Annotated in this window: 16 protein-coding genes; 4 read left to right on the top strand and 12 right to left on the bottom strand. The window is 33.0% G+C overall.

Annotated elements, in window-relative coordinates:
• Window positions 1-18: 18 nt before the first annotated feature.
• Both CLV33_RS10470 and CLV33_RS10465 read right to left on the bottom strand, forming a co-directional pair.
• Window positions 19-594 (bottom strand): fasciclin domain-containing protein, encoded by a 576-nt coding sequence (locus CLV33_RS10470; protein ID WP_105473859.1) that lies wholly within the window; start codon window positions 592-594, stop codon window positions 19-21.
• Between the two features lie 28 nt (window positions 595-622).
• Window positions 623-1,120: a c-type cytochrome gene (locus CLV33_RS10465; RefSeq protein WP_105473858.1), complete on the bottom strand. Its 498-nt coding sequence runs from the start codon at window positions 1,118-1,120 to the stop codon at window positions 623-625.
• Window positions 1,121-1,241: 121 nt separating this feature from the next.
• Here CLV33_RS10465 and CLV33_RS10460 point away from each other — a divergent pair, with 121 nt between their 5' ends.
• Window positions 1,242-1,673, top strand: a complete 432-nt coding sequence (locus CLV33_RS10460) for an RrF2 family transcriptional regulator (protein WP_042241589.1) — start codon at window positions 1,242-1,244, stop codon at window positions 1,671-1,673.
• Between the two features lie 17 nt (window positions 1,674-1,690).
• Here CLV33_RS10460 and CLV33_RS10455 read toward each other — a convergent pair whose 3' ends face one another.
• The 3 genes from CLV33_RS10455 to CLV33_RS10445 all read right to left on the bottom strand — a co-directional run bounded on the left by CLV33_RS10455 (window position 1,691) and on the right by CLV33_RS10445 (window position 5,943).
• Window positions 1,691-2,206 (bottom strand): alpha-ketoglutarate decarboxylase, encoded by a 516-nt coding sequence (locus tag CLV33_RS10455; protein ID WP_105473857.1) that lies wholly within the window; start codon window positions 2,204-2,206, stop codon window positions 1,691-1,693.
• A 319-nt stretch (window positions 2,207-2,525) separates the two neighbouring features.
• On the bottom strand, window positions 2,526-4,154 hold the full coding sequence (locus CLV33_RS10450) for an OmpA family protein (protein ID WP_105473856.1): 1,629 nt from the start codon (window positions 4,152-4,154) through the stop codon (window positions 2,526-2,528).
• Window positions 4,155-4,428: 274 nt separating this feature from the next.
• Window positions 4,429-5,943: a GH3 auxin-responsive promoter family protein gene (locus tag CLV33_RS10445; protein WP_105473855.1), complete on the bottom strand. Its 1,515-nt coding sequence runs from the start codon at window positions 5,941-5,943 to the stop codon at window positions 4,429-4,431.
• 42 nt (window positions 5,944-5,985) lie between these two features.
• Between CLV33_RS10445 and CLV33_RS10440 the strand changes: the two genes are divergently transcribed.
• Both CLV33_RS10440 and CLV33_RS10435 read left to right on the top strand, forming a co-directional pair.
• Complete coding sequence (locus tag CLV33_RS10440) at window positions 5,986-6,780, top strand: DUF2797 domain-containing protein (protein ID WP_042248125.1); 795 nt, start codon at window positions 5,986-5,988, stop codon at window positions 6,778-6,780.
• Between the two features lie 71 nt (window positions 6,781-6,851).
• A complete protein-coding gene (locus CLV33_RS10435) occupies window positions 6,852-7,076 on the top strand; it encodes a hypothetical protein (protein ID WP_105473854.1) in 225 nt (74 codons plus the stop codon).
• A 76-nt stretch (window positions 7,077-7,152) separates the two neighbouring features.
• Here CLV33_RS10435 and rpsU read toward each other — a convergent pair whose 3' ends face one another.
• The 4 genes from rpsU to CLV33_RS10415 all read right to left on the bottom strand — a co-directional run bounded on the left by rpsU (window position 7,153) and on the right by CLV33_RS10415 (window position 12,205).
• Window positions 7,153-7,347, bottom strand: coding sequence for a 30S ribosomal protein S21 (gene rpsU / locus CLV33_RS10430; protein WP_042241608.1), 195 nt, complete (start codon window positions 7,345-7,347; stop codon window positions 7,153-7,155).
• 104 nt (window positions 7,348-7,451) lie between these two features.
• Window positions 7,452-8,315 (bottom strand): sigma-70 family RNA polymerase sigma factor, encoded by an 864-nt coding sequence (locus CLV33_RS10425; protein WP_045371035.1) that lies wholly within the window; start codon window positions 8,313-8,315, stop codon window positions 7,452-7,454.
• A 339-nt stretch (window positions 8,316-8,654) separates the two neighbouring features.
• Window positions 8,655-11,333: an AsmA family protein gene (locus CLV33_RS10420; RefSeq protein ID WP_105473853.1), complete on the bottom strand. Its 2,679-nt coding sequence runs from the start codon at window positions 11,331-11,333 to the stop codon at window positions 8,655-8,657.
• Window positions 11,334-11,500: 167 nt separating this feature from the next.
• Entirely contained in the window at window positions 11,501-12,205 is a 705-nt protein-coding gene (locus CLV33_RS10415) for a queuosine precursor transporter (RefSeq protein WP_105473852.1), read from the bottom strand.
• Window positions 12,206-12,510: 305 nt separating this feature from the next.
• Here CLV33_RS10415 and folK point away from each other — a divergent pair, with 305 nt between their 5' ends.
• The gene (gene folK / locus CLV33_RS10410) at window positions 12,511-13,653 is read left to right on the top strand and encodes a 2-amino-4-hydroxy-6-hydroxymethyldihydropteridine diphosphokinase (protein ID WP_105473851.1); all 1,143 of its coding nucleotides are present in this window, start codon (window positions 12,511-12,513) and stop codon (window positions 13,651-13,653) included.
• Between the two features lie 108 nt (window positions 13,654-13,761).
• On the opposite strand, the gene CLV33_RS10405 is transcribed toward folK, so the two are convergent.
• Genes CLV33_RS10405 through CLV33_RS10395 form a run of 3 tightly spaced genes read right to left on the bottom strand, consistent with a single transcriptional unit; the run spans window position 13,762 to window position 15,807 of the window.
• Window positions 13,762-14,376 carry a class I SAM-dependent methyltransferase gene (locus tag CLV33_RS10405; protein WP_105473908.1) on the bottom strand — a complete coding sequence of 205 codons (615 nt, stop codon included), beginning with the start codon at window positions 14,374-14,376 and terminating at the stop codon, window positions 13,762-13,764.
• Window positions 14,377-14,435: 59 nt separating this feature from the next.
• Window positions 14,436-15,263: a cupin domain-containing protein gene (locus CLV33_RS10400; protein ID WP_105473850.1), complete on the bottom strand. Its 828-nt coding sequence runs from the start codon at window positions 15,261-15,263 to the stop codon at window positions 14,436-14,438.
• Between the two features lie 13 nt (window positions 15,264-15,276).
• Entirely contained in the window at window positions 15,277-15,807 is a 531-nt protein-coding gene (locus CLV33_RS10395; protein ID WP_105473907.1) for an RNA methyltransferase, read from the bottom strand.
• Between the last annotated feature and the right edge of the window lie 101 nt (window positions 15,808-15,908).

Below are 15,908 nucleotides of genomic sequence, written 5' to 3'. Positions count from 1 at the left end.
AATTTAGTTAGCGTTTTATTATTCAGTTGGTGGTAGTAATACTTTGTCTACAACATGTACAATACCATTCCCAGCTTTTATACTTGCTAGAATTTTTGCACCACCAATTATTGGTTCGCCATCAATAACTTCAACCTTAACGTATTGATTATTTGCTTGCCCTAATTTTTTAAATTTCTTTAAAAAGTCTTTAGAGTAGTTTCCGGGAGTAACATGATACTTTAAAATATTAGCTAGGGCATCCTTGTTTTCTGGTTTTAACAAGTCTTCAACAGTGCCATCTGGTAATGCTGCAAAGGCATTGTTCGTAGGTGCAAAAACCATTAAAGGACCAGCGTTAACTAAAGCATTTTCTAGTTGGGCAGCTTGTACTGCGGCTACTAAAGTTGTATGGTCTTTAGAACCCATGGCAATATTTAATACAGTTGGTTTACTCTCATCATCTTCAATAAAAGCTTGTCCAGTTCTTTCTGCTGGTTTGTTTTCAGTTGTTGTAACTGTAGAGGTCGTTGAGGCATCCTTGGTTTCGTTTTTGCAGGAGCTTACAAATACTGCTATAGCAAAAACAAGAAACATTAGTTTAATAGTTTTCATTGGTTGTTGGTTTTTTTAGTAGTGATACTTATTTTAAAGTTCTAAAATATTCTAGTACAGCTCTAGCATCTTCTTCCGATAGACCTTGATTTGCCATTGGCGATCCATTAAATTCAATCAATAGTGCTTTAGCCAAAGGATCTTTTTGGGTCATTTCTTCTGGGTTTAAAATCATGTTCATTACCCATTCTGGAGTTCTACGGTCCAAAATGTTTTTAGGGGCTGGACCAATAAATTTTTTATCGGTTCTGTGGCAAGCAGTACACATTTTTTTAAATACATCTTCACCATGAGCAACCATTTTTTTATCTATTTGAGTACCTAACGTTACAGAGTTAATTGGCCCAATACCTTTATTGGTTAGGTCTATTGTTTTAGAGGCTGGGACATTTTCAACCTTTTTCTCTACTTTTTTTTCAGTCTTTGTTGGTAGTTTAATTTTTTCTTTCTTTTTTTCTTCCTTACCACCACAACCTACAAGTAGCGATACACATATTACCATGAATATTTTTAGCGTTGTTTTCATATTAATTAGAATTTAATTTTATACAAAACTATAGCATCATTGAAGATAATAATATGATAAAAATCATATTTAAGACAAAAATATCTTTTTTATATTTGTTTGTTTTTATTTACTTTTGATTATGCTATCTAATTCCTCTAAGTATGCGGTAAAAGCCGTATTGTTTTTGGCCTTACATTCTAACGAAGATTGTAAAATTATGGTTAAGGATATTTCTGAACCTATTAATGTACCTCAAGCTTACATAGCAAAATTATTACAAGAATTATCCAGAGCAAATATTATCTCATCAACTCGTGGTCCCAAAGGAGGTTTTTATTTAAGCGAAACAAACAAAGCACAACCTATTATTAATATTTTGAAAGTAATAGATGGTGAAAAAAGGCTTACGAGTTGTATGTTAAGTTTAGATATGTGCAATGAGAAAAAACCATGCCCCTTACATAATATTTTAAGTACCTCTAGAACTACGATTTTAGAAAATTTAAGAAAGAAAACTATAAAGGAATTATCTGAAGATGTTAAAAAAGGCAACTCTTTTTTACCGTTATAATACAGTAATTTTTTATGCTAAAAGAAAAACCTAACAAAAGGCGCCCAGGGATCTAAGTAAATACTTTTGTTGCTGTCGTGTAGTACATTGTACCTTACACCAAAAATTATATTTCCACTTCTGAATCCTGCACCTAGAAACAATGCAGGCGACCAGTAGTTGTCATCTGCTGTATTAAGTCTAATATCGTATCTACGGCTTACATTAAGTTGCTCGAATTCTCCCGACAGTTGAATTTCTGGTATAATATTGTACAAACCTATAATACTTCCGCCTAAGACTGTGGTTTTGTAAACATCTTTTTGATTATTAAAGGTAGCATTTAAACCAACACCTAATGCAATATGATTGTTAAATTGATAAATAGCACTTGGCGCAATGGTAGCTCCAAAAAAGCCATTGCCAAAATTTAACCCTAAACCGCCGCCGTAACGTACGTTTTTCCAAAATTGGTTTTGGTTTTCTTGCGTGTTTCCACTAAAACTACACGCTAAAAATGTTAAAAGTAAAATACCAATAATTTTAGATTTCATAACATTAAATTTTTTAGTAAATATAGTTGATTTTAAGAAAAAAAAACCACGCCTTTGGGCGTGGATATTTATAATGGATACTAATTAATATATAATGTCTTGTTAATTATCTTTTTTAAAGCGAATCAAAAATAGACCTATGTAAGGTTCTCAGCAAGTAGTTATTTGCTGTTTTAGATAATCTGGATAAATTATTCGTTAAACTCTTAAATGTACTTGCAGTTTATCTATTCATCGGATTTTAGTGAAACATATTAATCTAAAATGATAAACTCAATACGTCTATTTTAGTGAATACATTATAGTATTACGTTCCCTTTTAAAGTTTTCTTTTGTTTATGATAACCAGTTCAACACGTCTGTTTGTTTGTAAATCTTCTTCAGAACAATTGTCTTTACAGTTTATTATAGGTTTGGTTTCACCATAACCTTTAGAGCGTAATCTGTCTTTTGGTATTCCATTTTCAATTAAGTAATTCAATACAGAAGCAGCACGGTCTTCAGATAAGCTTAGGTTAAAAGAGTCGCTACCAACGTTATCGGTATGAGCATCGATAGCTAACTGCATTTTGGGGTGTTCGTTTAAGATATATATAACTTTATTTAGCACACGATGTAATTCTCTTTTTATGTTAGATTTATTTGAGTCGAAGAATATATTATCTGCTAGTAGTCTTAATTCTCTTTCTACGTCATATTCTTTAGATACATCAGGAATTAATTCAATATTTCTAAGATAGGTGGTCTCATTACCTCTATTAGCCAGAAAGTCTAAGTCTATAGATTTAAAGCCTTCTTTCGATACTGAAATTTTATAACTCTCAAAAGGCCTAACTTTAAAACTATAATTGGCATCAATTCCAGTTGTGTCTCTAGATATTTCCGTTCCTTCTTCATCTAATAAGGTTATTACAGATCCAGCTAAAATAGCTTGAGAGTTTGAGTCAATAATTCTTCCTTTTATCTTTTGTTCTACTTCATCGTTTATTGCTGTGTAAAGGTTGTAACCACTACCATATCGCCTATTAGATGACACATAGCCTTTGTTTTTAACAATTAATACAAAAGCAATTTCATCGTATTTAGTGTTCAATGTATTCCCCATATTTCTTGGTTTAGTATAACCAGTCTTTAAAATTTTACTTTCGAATACATCGTAACCACCAAAATTTAGATGACCCCTAGAAGAAAAATATAGGTATTTAGAATCTTTAGAAAGAGAAGGATATTTTTCATCTTCTGAAGTATTTATGTTACTGCCTAAATTTACAGGTACGGATAATTCGCCATCAGATTTTATATCACAAACATATAAATCGAAACCACCATATGAATTTGGCATGTTTGCAGAAAAGTATAATTTGTCGCCAGTACTGTTAACATAAGGGTTTTCTATAGATACATTTTCTTTGTTAACGCTAAGTAAAGTTTCGTTAACCCAGTTGCCATGAGAATCTTCTTCAAGAACAGCTTTATAAAGTTTGTATTCATAGGAGATATCTTTTGTGCTTCTTGTATAGTAAACAGTTTTTTGATCGGGTGTAAAAGATAATTGACCTTCGTTGTATTTGGTGTTAAGTATTCTGGAAAACAACAAAGGTGTTCTTAGTTGACCATTTTTGCTGACATCCACACAATATAAGTCTTTGTAACCTTCACCAGTGTAGGGGTCGATTTTTGCAAAAGCACCTAATTTCTTTGATGAAACCATAATGATTTTATTTCTAAAAGCACCAGAACATATTTCAGAGTATTTTGAATTTATACCTGCATCTAAAATCTCAAAATTATAACCGCTATTGTTTTTAAATTCAAAATTTGACGGTTTTCTTTCCTTTATAATATCATTTACCTCGTCTAAGCTATTAACAAAAGCCAAATTTGCTGTCGCCTGTGAAAAAATTAGTGAAGAAAAAAAATAAAAACAGTAAAGAATAGTTTTTTTCATAATGGATTAGATTTAATTAATACTTTTCATCGATGTTTTTTGCATGTAATTTCTTTTTGTCGATGTTTTTTGCTTTTTAACTACCTGCAATACAGATACTTAGCTAAACTAAGGTAATGTTTTTTTCTAAAATTAAAAATTAGACAGAAAACGTTTAACTGAAGTTAAATAGTAGTATAATGCAGATGAGTAGTAATAAAGAAAAGATTACTAAAATTTACACAGCGTCGCTGCTGTTATTTAGTAGTAATTAAAAAAAAAGGGGATATAATAATTAGTTATTCAATTTCAATAAATCATCCAAGTAATCTCTAGAGTTTGAGAGTCTTGGTACTTTGTGCTGTCCGCCTAATTTATTATTTTGTTTTAGCCAATCGTGAAATAGTTGTGGTCTAGCTATGTTTATAGTTGGTTTATTTAAGGTAATGTTATTGTAGCGTTTAGCCTCGTAATCAGAATTTAAAGACTTTAAAGCATTATCAAACAGCTCATTAAAGTAATTAATATCTTTGGGTGGCGTTTTAAACTCTATAAGCCACTCGTGTGCACCTTTTTCTTTACCATCCATAAAAATTGGTGCAGCTGTAAAGTCTACAATTTCGGCTTTGGTGCGTTTACAAACTTTTTTTAAGGCAGCCTCGGCATTTTCTATAATTAACTCTTCCCCAAATACATTTATATGATGTTTGGTTCTACCAGAAATTTTAATTCGATAAGGATTTAAGGATGTAAACCTAACGGTGTCTCCAATTTTATAGCGCCATAAACCAGCATTAGTGGTAATAATAACAGCATAGTTTTTATTGAGTTCTACCTCACTCAAAGGAATAGCTTTTTCTTTTGGTGTTGCATAGATATGCATTGGAATAAATTCGTAAAAAATCCCATAATCTAGCATTAGCAGCAATTCATCAGAATTGTTTTGATCTTGAATAGCAAAAAAGCCTTCCGAAGCATTATAAATTTCATAATACCTAAAATTTGATTTAGGCAGTATGCTTTTATACTGGTCTTTGTAAGGCACAAAGCTTACACCTCCATGAAAATACACCTCAAGATTTGGCCAAATGTCAAACAAACTTTCTTTACCAGTTGTTTCTAACACATTGTTTAAAAGTACCAACATCCAAGAGGGTACGCCAGCTAAACTTGTAACGTTTTCGTTAATGGTTTCGTTTACAATAGCTTGCATTTTATGCTCCCAATCGCTCATTAATGATACCTTGTTGCTTGGGGTGCTGCTAAATTCTGCCCAAAACGGCATATTGTCAATTAAAATTGCCGATAAATCCCCAAAAACAGTGCCGTTTTCTTTGTATAGTTCTTTGCTGCCACCTAGCCTTAAACTTTTTCCAGTAAATAGCTGCGAATCTTCATTGTTATTTAAATACATGCATAACAAATCTTTGCTTGCGGCATAGTGGCAATCCTCTAAAGATTCCTCACTTACTGGAATAAATTTGCTTTTTGCCCTGGTAGTGCCACTAGATTTTGCAAACCATTTTATAGGTGTAGGCCAAAAAATATTATTTTCTCCTCTACGAGAACGCTCTATAACATCTTGCCAACCATCATAATTTTTAATGGGTACACGTTCAGCAAAGGTGTCGTAATTTTTAATGGAATTAAAATCGTAAGTTCTACCTATTTCGGTGTTTTTTGCAACATCTATTAAGTTTAACAGCAGTTCGTTTTGTACTTCGTTAGGGTATTTTAAAAACAATTCAATTTGATGAAATCGTTTCTTTAGAAACCAGGATGCAATAGAATTAACTAAGGGAATTGGCATATTTATGCTATCTTTAATTTTTTAAAAATAATACTTTTTTTTATGACCTACCAAGGTGTTTTAAGGAAAATGGAAACTGAATTTTCAAATCCGATACAATACTATTTAGTGTTTGAAAACGATTTTATTAATATGAATCAACTACTGGATAAAAGTATTGATATACAGTTTGTTAAACATCAGTGTTTGAGTTGCGGTTTAGATAAACCTATTTATAGACAAGGCTTTTGTAAGAGTTGTTTTTTTGATATTCCGCAAGCTGCAGATTGGATAATGCGTCCAGAACTAAGTACCGCACATTTAGATAAAGAAGATCGCGATTTAGAATACGAAAAAAAAGTACAGTTGCAACCGCATATTGTGTATTTAGCAAATTCTAGCAATGTAAAAGTTGGTGTAACTCGAAAAAGCCAAGTACCAACACGTTGGATAGACCAAGGAGCACACGAGGCCATAGAAATTGTAGAGGTGCCTAATCGTTACTTGGCTGGTATTACAGAAGTAGCTTTAAAAGACCACGTGGGCGACAAAACCAATTGGCGTACCATGCTAAAAAACGATATTAAAGACGAAAATCTTGTGGAATGGAGAGAACGGTTAAAATCTTATATTCCAGAAGAAGCCAAGAATTATTTTATTGAAAGCAATACAGAAACTAATATAGAGTTTCCGGTACACAAATATCCCAAAAAGCCCAAAAGCTTAAATATAGAAAAAGTTCAATCTTACCAAGGTACTCTTGTTGGTGTAAAAGGGCAGTATCTTATTTTTGAAGACGACACCGTTTTTAATATTAGAGCTAACGAAGGATTGGTAGTGGCTATTTCGGTTTTTTAGTTTTATACTTTTTTTAACAAGACTATAACGGTATAAGAGGCTGCTGTTTAGTATCTTGTAAATAAAAAGTTATGAAAATTCCAGTAATGTTTTACGTGGCACTTACCACGTTTCTATTAGTAATGCTAACAGTAATGGTATCTTTAAACATGGCCTTTACATGGGTGTTTTATACCATGTGTTTAGGGCAAGCGTTTGTTTTGGTTATGGTATATAAAGTTTTAAAAGATAAATACACCACCGATAAAACTTTTGAAAACTACTACGAGGATAGACCAATAAACTACCGTAAATAGTTTTAGGGAAAAGCACAAAAAAAATCCCGTTTACTAAAAAGTAAATGGGATTTTGTATATGTTTTTATTATGAAGATTAAATATCTTCTTGATCTCTTAAATTCTGGATGTAAGCCGCTTTTTGTATTTCACGACGTCTTTTAACAGAAGGTTTTGTGAAATACTGATTCTCTCTCAAGTTCTGCATCACTTTAATATTTCTGTGCTTACGTTTGTAACGTTTTAAGGCGCGTTCTATGTTTTCGCCATCTTTTACAATAATCTTTAACATATATATATTTTAAGTTATTTTTCTAAGGATTTCCTAAAAAAAGGATTGCAAAGTTGAGGCTTTTAATTATTAAAACCTAATTATTAAAGCCTTAGTTTTTTTGGTTATCCTAAATACGTTTTTAATACTTTATTTTTAGAGGTATGGCGCAATTTGCGTATACCTTTTTCTCTAATTTGTCTTACGCGCTCTCGTGTTAAGCCAAAAGCATCGCCAATTTCTTGAAGGCTTTTGGGGTGCTTTACGCTAATGCCATAAAAATGGCGAATAACTTGCTCTTCCTTGTCCGATAGGGTTTCTAAAGCTCTATTTACTTCTAGGGTAAGAGAGTTTTTAATTAAATCGGCATCGGGTCTTGGTGATTCTTCAGATTTTATAACATCATATAAATTAGAGGTTTCTCCTTCTCTAAAAGGTGCGTCCATTGAGACCGACTTCGTCGATACCTTCATGGATTGCTTAACATTGGAAACCGACAAATCTAAATTATTTGCAATTTCGTGCGCGCTTGGAGCCCTCTCGTGCGTTTGCTCTAAGTACGAATACGCTTTGTTAATTTTACTAATAGAGCCAATTTTGTTTAAAGGCAATCTTACTATTCGAGATTGTTGAGCCAAAGCTTGAAGAATAGATTGACGAATCCACCAAACCGCATAAGAAATAAACTTAAAGCCTCTAGTTTCATCAAAACGTTTTGCCGCTTTCACCAGTCCTGCATTGCCTTCGTTAATAAGGTCAGATAATGATAATCCTTGATTTTGGTATTGTTTAGCTACCGAAACTACAAATCTTAAATTAGCCTTAACCAGTTTATCTAACGCTTTTTGGTCGCCTTGTTTAATGCGTTGTGCCAAATCTACCTCTTCATCAGCGGTAATCATCGATATCTTACTAATATCTTGTAGGTATTTATCTAGCGATTTAGATGCTCTGTTGGTAATTTGCTTTGTAATCTTTAATTGCCTCATAAGTTTTAAAACTCTATTTTAGGATTATACATAGCTACAACCTAATGGAAAAATCGGGAAATCCAACAAAAACACTCATTTTTATTCAAAAACGCTCACATTTTAACGAAAAACGCTCATTTTTTAACGTTTTTAAGTAATTTTTATAAAAAAGTGTTTTTAGTTGGGCGTTCCCCTGCGGGTCGCGCTTTACGTTCATAGTTTTGCCTTCCCACAACTCTAGCCTCACGGCAAAAGCTAACCACTGCAATCGCTAACGCGGGCATGTTTGCAAAACACTATGGTCTTCCAAAAATTTAGGACTTTTTGTAAAATACCTTACTTTATTAAAATCTAGCCTTACTTAACAGTATCCTTTTCTTTTTTGTTCTTGCCTAATAAACCGCCCAATACATTTTTTATAACTTTTTCGGTAGATTTGGTACCGTCGGTTGTTGTAGAATCTTGTGTTTTTTTAGACTTTATAATGTCGTTAAGCACATTCTTTACAGTGTTATCTTGTTGTTGTTTTATAGAATCGGTTTTTGTTTTGTTGCTGCCAATAACATCACCAATTAAATCCTTCACCTTATCCTTGCCTTGGTTAAGTAGCTTTTGCTTTTGAATTTCTAAGAGCTGGTTTGTTAAATTTTTTACACCACTGGTTAAATCGGTTTTTACCGTAGGGCTTGTAAAAACGCCAGAAATATTAGCAGTTACGGGAATAGTAAGCGTGTTTACCTCAGCATCGTTAATTTTGCCGATAAGTCTATTTACTTCGCTTCCTAAATATTTGGCAGGAACATTAAAAACGGCATTGTAATTAAGTGTTTTGTCAAAGCCGTGGGCGCCAGATACTTCAACTTCAATATCCTTATACTTAAAATTGAATGGTTTTACGGCAACTTTTCCGTCGGCAAACTCTAGTTTCGTTTTTACATCTTTTAAGTCTAGTTTGTCAAAATCAAGAAAATCTAATGATGCTTCGAGTTTGTTCATTAGCTCACTTTGGTTGCTGCCAATTCTGGTTGCTAATAATTCTGCAATGGCATCTCCAGAAATAGAATTCATAATTGGAGAAAACTCTTTGTCTAAAGCCCCAGAAAAACTCAAACTAGTATTCAATTTCCCTTGAAGCAGTTTTGCTATAGGTGCTAAATTTTGAAATAACTCTAAATCTTTAAACGATTGCGCAATATCAAAACCATTGGCATTTAAACTTAAATTAAACACGGGTGTATTTTCTTTGGTAGACACATTGCCAGAAACATTTAATACCCCATTAAAAATAGTAGACGTCATATTTTTAAGCATTGCGGTTTGGTCTTTAATAAAAAGTGTTCCCGTAACATTCTTTAGGTTTAAATTATCGTAAGCCACAGTTTGCGCATTGGCATTTAGGGTACAATCTAAAAAGGAAGGGATTTTTAACGACTCTGTATCGTTGGTGGTTTTGTTTTCTGTTGCGGTTTGCTCTGCGGTCATAAAATCGCTTACCTTAAAAAGGTTGGAGTTTACGTTAAAATTACCCTTTAAGGTATTGTTGCTTAGTAAAAAACCAAGAAGATTATTAATGGTTCCGGTAGCGCTAAAATCACTTTCGCCTGTTTTGGCTTTAAGGGTTTCTAGCGAAACGGTGCCAGGGTTAAAACTCACGTTAGCAGTAGAAATGTGTATTGGGTTCACAATATCTTCCGAAGAGAATACAACGTCTGTAATACTAACAAAACCATTGTTTTTTATGCGCTCGTAGGCATTGGTTTCTAAAGCGTTCATATCAAAAGACGTTGTTAACTTGCCTTTTAAAATACCTGAGAGTGTGTTTTCTAATTCTACTGGATATACTTTTGTAATGTTTGCTAAATTTAAAACACCGTCAATATTAGCATTTACCAACATGTTTTTTGTAAGGTTTTTTAAAGTAGCTGATGATTTAAAAACATCTTCATCAATTTTAAAGTTTAGGGCTTTAATAGCTATGTATGTATCGTCTATATTTCCAGTTTCATTTTTAATACGCGTATCTATAGCAATGTTACTAACGCGTTTTGGTAAATCTGGATATTTAAAAGCTGCGTTGTTTGATGTAATACTAATGTCTAAATTAGGAATGGTTTCCTCAGAACTTAACCCTTTTATGATGCCTTTTACCTTAAAATCGCCCGAAGTTTCTACGTTTTCAATGTTTTTTGAGTAAGTTTTTGGTATTACGGCAAGAAAATTTTTAAAATCAGATTCTGGATTTTCAAAAGTAATATCAATTAACTGTCCGTTTTCTACAAGTTGCACAAACCCTTCAAATTCTAAAGGTAAGTCGTTAATAAACCCTTTATTTTCCTTAAATGTATATGTTTGGGTTTCTAAATTTAAACCAATTAGGGCATCTAGTTTTATGGGGTTGTTATTTAAGTAGTTTGTACTGTCTAAAGTAATGCTTACGTTGGCTATACTTTTAGTATCTAATTCCGAAGTTTCAGCAGAAAATGTACCGTGACCTTCGTGGTTTAGTTCGGTAACATTTATTGTGATATTAGCGCCTTCATCTACATACATAAAAGCACTGTTTTTTATATTATAATCTTTAATATCAAATGTAAAACCTGTACTTTCTTCAGTAGTTGTTTCTGCTTCTGTTGCTTTGGTAATATCGTAATTGTTATTACCAAACTTATCGGTTTTTAAGGTTAGCAGCGCTTCATCTACAGTAATGGAATTTACTACAATGGGTTCCTCGCTTGCGGTTTTAAATAATTCGTTAATACTCATGGTAAACGAAATATCTTTTGCAGTGGCAAAAGTTTCGTCCTTAAATGGTTCAAAATTAGTAATTACCAAGTCGTTAACGCTTACATGGGCTTGCGGGAAGCTTCTAATAAAACTTAAGCTTACGTTACTAAAGGCAACTTTTGCATTAAGGTTTTGGTTTATATAGCGTTTTACAATATTTTGTATTTGCCCTTGAAAAGCAAATGGAATAGCCACTAGAAGTGCTAAAATGATGAGTAATGTAATTCCTATAATTTTTAAAGCTTTGCGCATAAAAAAGTGTTTTTATAAATATACGTGAGTGTTTGTATTTGTGGATTAATAAACTAAAAAGTTTAGTAAAAATTTACCCTAGGTCGCAGAAAGATTAACACATTTGGTTTAAAGTTTATTTAAACGCACTCTATTTCCAGTAAAATGCTAAAGGTTAAAATAGGTTCTTATAGTAAATCTATTTCTTCGTTAACTTTTAAGTTAAAACGTTTTTTAAAAAGGTAAACACCCAAATAGAGTAAAGGCGTATCTAAAATAGCCACAAAAACCTTAAAGAGAAAGCCGCTAACCAATAGGCCTTTAAAATTGGCCCAATCTATAATTCCAAAAGCGCATAATAAAAACACTATGGTAAATGTGTCTACAAATTGCGAAAACCAAGTAGAGAAATTATTTCTAAGCCAAAGGTGTTTGCCCTTAGTAAGGCGTTTCCAGAAATGGTAAATTTGAATGTCTACAAACTGTGCAAATAGGTAGGTGAGCATACTTGCAAATACGGCTATTGCCGAATTGCCAAAAACTTTGCGAAACAAATTATCGTTAATGTAAGACCAAGATGTGGCCGGAACATTGGCTGCGGTATAGATTATTAAAAGAGAAAATAAAGATGCAAAAATACCAACCACCACCACATCGTTAGCGCGTTTTTTACCATAAATTTCACTTATTAAATCGGTAATTAAAAAAGTGATAGGATAGGGTAGTATACCAACGGAAATCTCAAACAGTTTACTGCCAAAAACTTCAACATTAAACGGGTACCAATAAAAAAACTTTTGAAAAATTAGGTTTGAAACTACCAACGATGTAATGAATAAACCACCTAAAAGTATGTAAATACGTTGGGCAGCTAGTTTGTTTTTTAAAGTCATGTATAGTTTTTTGTTATTTCGAATGCTACGAGGTATAAGTAGCGTAACGAGAACCTTTTTTTCAAATATAAGAACAAAAAGGTTGGGTTTGGTAAGGTACGTGCATCTTGCTACAAATTTTATCTGTTGCTATACGAGAAAGTACTTGTAATAAATATTTAAGGATAAATTTAATCTTTTAGGTGTCAGTTTAAGTTCTTGCCACCTTAAGATTTTAGAAACTGCGGGACACCGGGAACAATTCTAAAAAAATCATCATTATAAATATAAACCAATCCATTTACTTTTTATTAATTTGCTCTCTCATGATAAAACCAACAACCTACCATATAGCTTTAGGCAGTAATAAAGGCGATAAGTTTAAAAACTTACAACAGGCTGTTAATGCAATTTACCAACATATAGGTGCTGTAAAGCTAATTTCTAAAGTGTATAAAACTCCTGCATTTGGTTTTAACCCTGAAGCATCGGCAGACGATTTTTTAAATTGTTGCTTGGTTTTAGAAAGTTGTTTGCAACCACAACACGTTTTAAAAACCTTATTGAACATTGAAGCGGATTTAGGGCGAACCCGTACCCAAAATCAAGGTTACGAATCCAGAACTATAGATTTGGATATTATTTTTGCCGAGAATGCCGTTATTAATACCCAAACACTACAAGTACCGCACCCAGAAATGCAAAAACGAAAGTTTGTTTTAAAGCCTTTAAGCGACATAGCATCTAAAAGCATACACCCAGAATTACATAAAAATGTGGCTACTTTATTGAGCGAATGTAAAGATAATTCGGTTTTAGAGCCTATTAATATTTGGTTAAAAAATCCAAGTAGAACCTACGATTTCTCAAAATACAACTATATTGCCATAGAAGGTAATATTGGTGCAGGAAAAACAAGTTTAGCTACTAAATTATCCCACGATTTTAATGCAAAACTTATTTTAGAGCGTTTTGCAGACAACCCGTTTTTACCAAAATTTTATCAAGATGCCAACAGGTATGCATTTACATTAGAAATGAGTTTTTTGGCAGATAGGTACCAGCAAATTTCAGACGATTTATCGCAACTCGATTTGTTTAAGGATTTTATTGTAAGTGATTACGATATTTTTAAATCGCTTATTTTTTCGAAAATTACCTTACACGAAGATGAGTTTAACCTCTACCGCAAACTCTTCTATTTAATGTACAAGGACATTGCAAAACCAGAATTGTATATTTACTTATACCAAAACACTGAGCGTTTGCAACAAAATATTAAAAAACGCGGACGCGATTATGAGCAAAATATCGCCGATGATTATCTGGAAAAAATAAATACCGGCTATTTAGAGTTTTTAAAAACCCAAAAAGATTTTAATGTAAAAATTATTGATGTTTCCGATAGGGATTTTGTGGAAAACAGAAGTGATTATTTATGGGTTTTGGGGGAGATTTGTGGAGAGTGATTATAGGCTGGGGTTATCAATATAACGAAAAGTTATTTTAATATTTCATATTCAGTAAATAAGGGGATTTATATGTTGCTAGATTTATAATCAAGTTAAATTGCTTGTTTAAAATCTGTACAATGTAGTTACAATACGCCCTTTATTATGTTGCAAAACATATGCGTTGAGTGTTTTTTTTTCTTTAATTTTCAAATTAAAAGGCGCTTCTAGAATATTTACACCGCTATTTTGTTTTAACCGAATGCCTTGTCCGGAAATAATGTCTTTATTTGGTGTAAAATTGCCCAGTGGTATGTGTTCTGTTACAATAAGGTATTTGTATTTTACTAGTTTTTTTACCACCTGTTTAATTTCCGCATTAGAAAGGTGCTGTAACACTTGCCTTAGTATTGCACAATCGGCAGCCGGAAGTTCGTCTTTTGCTATATCTAAACAGCAAAACTCTAACCCTTCAATATTAAATAGTTTTTTATTTCTTGTAATGAGCTTTTCAACTATATCAATAGCAACATAGGTGTCTGTATGTATTGCAAGGTGTTTACCAATATTAAAATCGCCACAGCCTAAATCGCATACGGCCAAGGGCTTTTGGAAAGCTTTTAAAAAGCTGGTTACAGCCTCTAAATACGGGGCTGTAATTTCAGGGTTATGTGAGCCAAAACCAGAATAAAAATCAAACGCTACGCCACCCCAGAGGTGTTGTTCGTAAATTTGATCCATCACAGCTTTTGTAGGCCAAGGTTTCTTATGTTTTGTTTTGCCTGCCAAAAAAAGATGTGCTACTCGTCTACTGTGTTATGGGTTTTTAGCCATTCTTCACCATCTTTATCTACGAAAAAATCCATCCAAACATAATACATTTCATTATCGGCATTTACGCTTACAGAATGACTTGAACCTCTTGGAATGTGAAGCAGCGAATATTCTGGGAAATTTACCTGTGCATCGTCTGCGTATACTATGGTTTGGTTGTTGGCGAGTCCTAAAAACAATTGCTCTAACATAGCATGTTCGTGGGCGCCTACAGCATCTGGACCAATAGTTTTAACGGTGCCCATAGCCACTCTTGGGATGTATTTGTTGGGTAGAATAGTTCTACTTGTTGTTTGCGGACTTTTAATAGGTTCAGTATACGGTTTGCAATCGGTGAATTTTTTAAAGTAAATACTATTGGTGTTTTCTGTAGGAAACGTTTTTATGTCTTCTTTATCCAGTTCGGTTTGTAAAACAGATATTTTTAAATAATGGAGCGTATCGTTTTCAACAGGTTTAAACGAAATATCTTCAACGGTATTAGGGAGCATAATGGTTTCGGGGACGATACTATAAATACTATCTCCCGAGGTTAGGTTGCCATATCCTTTTATAAATAAATAAATAGTTTTGTAACCTTCTTTAAGCTCTACCTTTTTAGTAATGTTGCTAGTAATGGCAATATGCTCGCTGGTAACGCCTTTAATTTCATTGTTTAAAATAGTAAGTTGCTGCTCTTGCTTGTTTGGTGATAATTCCATTGAGAGGTACTCAATAGGAATATATTGCTTATCCTTACAGCCCAATAGCAATAGTGAAATTGTAAGTAGCGAAAAAATAAATTTAAGTTTCATATTTTAATATACTTTAAGGCTCTAATTTACTGAATAAATCCCATACTACTACCCCGCAACTTACCGAGATATTCAAAGAATGTTTTGTTCCAAATTGTGGAATTTCTATAACTTCATCACTAGCGTTAACAACATTTTGCGACACACCTTTTACCTCATTGCCAAAAACTAGGGCGTAGGTGGTTTGTGGTTTGGGTGCAAAGTCGTTAAGCATGGTGGCATTTTCGGCTTGCTCTATGGCACATATTTTAATGTTTTCGGTTTTTAATTTCTCAACTAAGTCTAATGTGTTTTTTACATATTCCCAAGCTACGGTATCGGTACTTCCCAAAGCGGTTTTATGGATGTCTTTATGCGGTGGTGTAGCCGTTATGCCACAGAGGTAAATTTTTTCGACTAAAAAGGCATCACTCGTTCTAAATACCGAGCCTATGTTGTTTAAACTTCTAATGTTATCAAGAATAATAATAATAGGTGTTTTTTTGGCAGCTTTAAACGCCTCAACATTTAGCCTGTTTAATTCACTATTTTTTAATTTTCTCACTTTTTTAAGCTCTAATGTCATGCTGGGCGTAAAGGAAACATCTTTTGGTATTTGGATGCTTCACCTCGTTTTGAATGACAAGTTATTGTTGAAATCTTTGG

The sequence above is a fragment of the Jejuia pallidilutea genome (assembly GCF_002973595.1).
Lineage (GTDB): Bacteria > Bacteroidota > Bacteroidia > Flavobacteriales > Flavobacteriaceae > Jejuia > Jejuia pallidilutea.
The sequence above is the reverse complement of the archived record's forward strand: the minus strand, read 5'-3'. Positions and strand labels throughout refer to the sequence as shown.

Bases quoted from the DNA above. Each gene is read 5' to 3' on its own strand.
- CLV33_RS10470 (WP_105473859.1), bottom strand. From the start codon at position 594: ATGAAAACTATTAAACTAATGTTTCTTGTTTTTGCTATAGCAGTATTT.
- CLV33_RS10465 (WP_105473858.1), bottom strand. From the start codon at position 1,120: ATGAAAACAACGCTAAAAATATTCATGGTAATATGTGTATCGCTACTT.
- CLV33_RS10460 (WP_042241589.1), top strand. From the start codon at position 1,242: ATGCTATCTAATTCCTCTAAGTATGCGGTAAAAGCCGTATTGTTTTTG.
- CLV33_RS10455 (WP_105473857.1), bottom strand. From the start codon at position 2,206: ATGAAATCTAAAATTATTGGTATTTTACTTTTAACATTTTTAGCGTGT.
- CLV33_RS10450 (WP_105473856.1), bottom strand. From the start codon at position 4,154: ATGAAAAAAACTATTCTTTACTGTTTTTATTTTTTTTCTTCACTAATT.
- CLV33_RS10445 (WP_105473855.1), bottom strand. From the start codon at position 5,943: ATGCCAATTCCCTTAGTTAATTCTATTGCATCCTGGTTTCTAAAGAAA.
- CLV33_RS10440 (WP_042248125.1), top strand. From the start codon at position 5,986: ATGACCTACCAAGGTGTTTTAAGGAAAATGGAAACTGAATTTTCAAAT.
- CLV33_RS10435 (WP_105473854.1), top strand. From the start codon at position 6,852: ATGAAAATTCCAGTAATGTTTTACGTGGCACTTACCACGTTTCTATTA.
- rpsU (WP_042241608.1), bottom strand. From the start codon at position 7,347: ATGTTAAAGATTATTGTAAAAGATGGCGAAAACATAGAACGCGCCTTA.
- CLV33_RS10425 (WP_045371035.1), bottom strand. From the start codon at position 8,315: ATGAGGCAATTAAAGATTACAAAGCAAATTACCAACAGAGCATCTAAA.
- CLV33_RS10420 (WP_105473853.1), bottom strand. From the start codon at position 11,333: ATGCGCAAAGCTTTAAAAATTATAGGAATTACATTACTCATCATTTTA.
- CLV33_RS10415 (WP_105473852.1), bottom strand. From the start codon at position 12,205: ATGACTTTAAAAAACAAACTAGCTGCCCAACGTATTTACATACTTTTA.
- folK (WP_105473851.1), top strand. From the start codon at position 12,511: ATGATAAAACCAACAACCTACCATATAGCTTTAGGCAGTAATAAAGGC.
- CLV33_RS10405 (WP_105473908.1), bottom strand. From the start codon at position 14,376: ATGGATCAAATTTACGAACAACACCTCTGGGGTGGCGTAGCGTTTGAT.
- CLV33_RS10400 (WP_105473850.1), bottom strand. From the start codon at position 15,263: ATGAAACTTAAATTTATTTTTTCGCTACTTACAATTTCACTATTGCTA.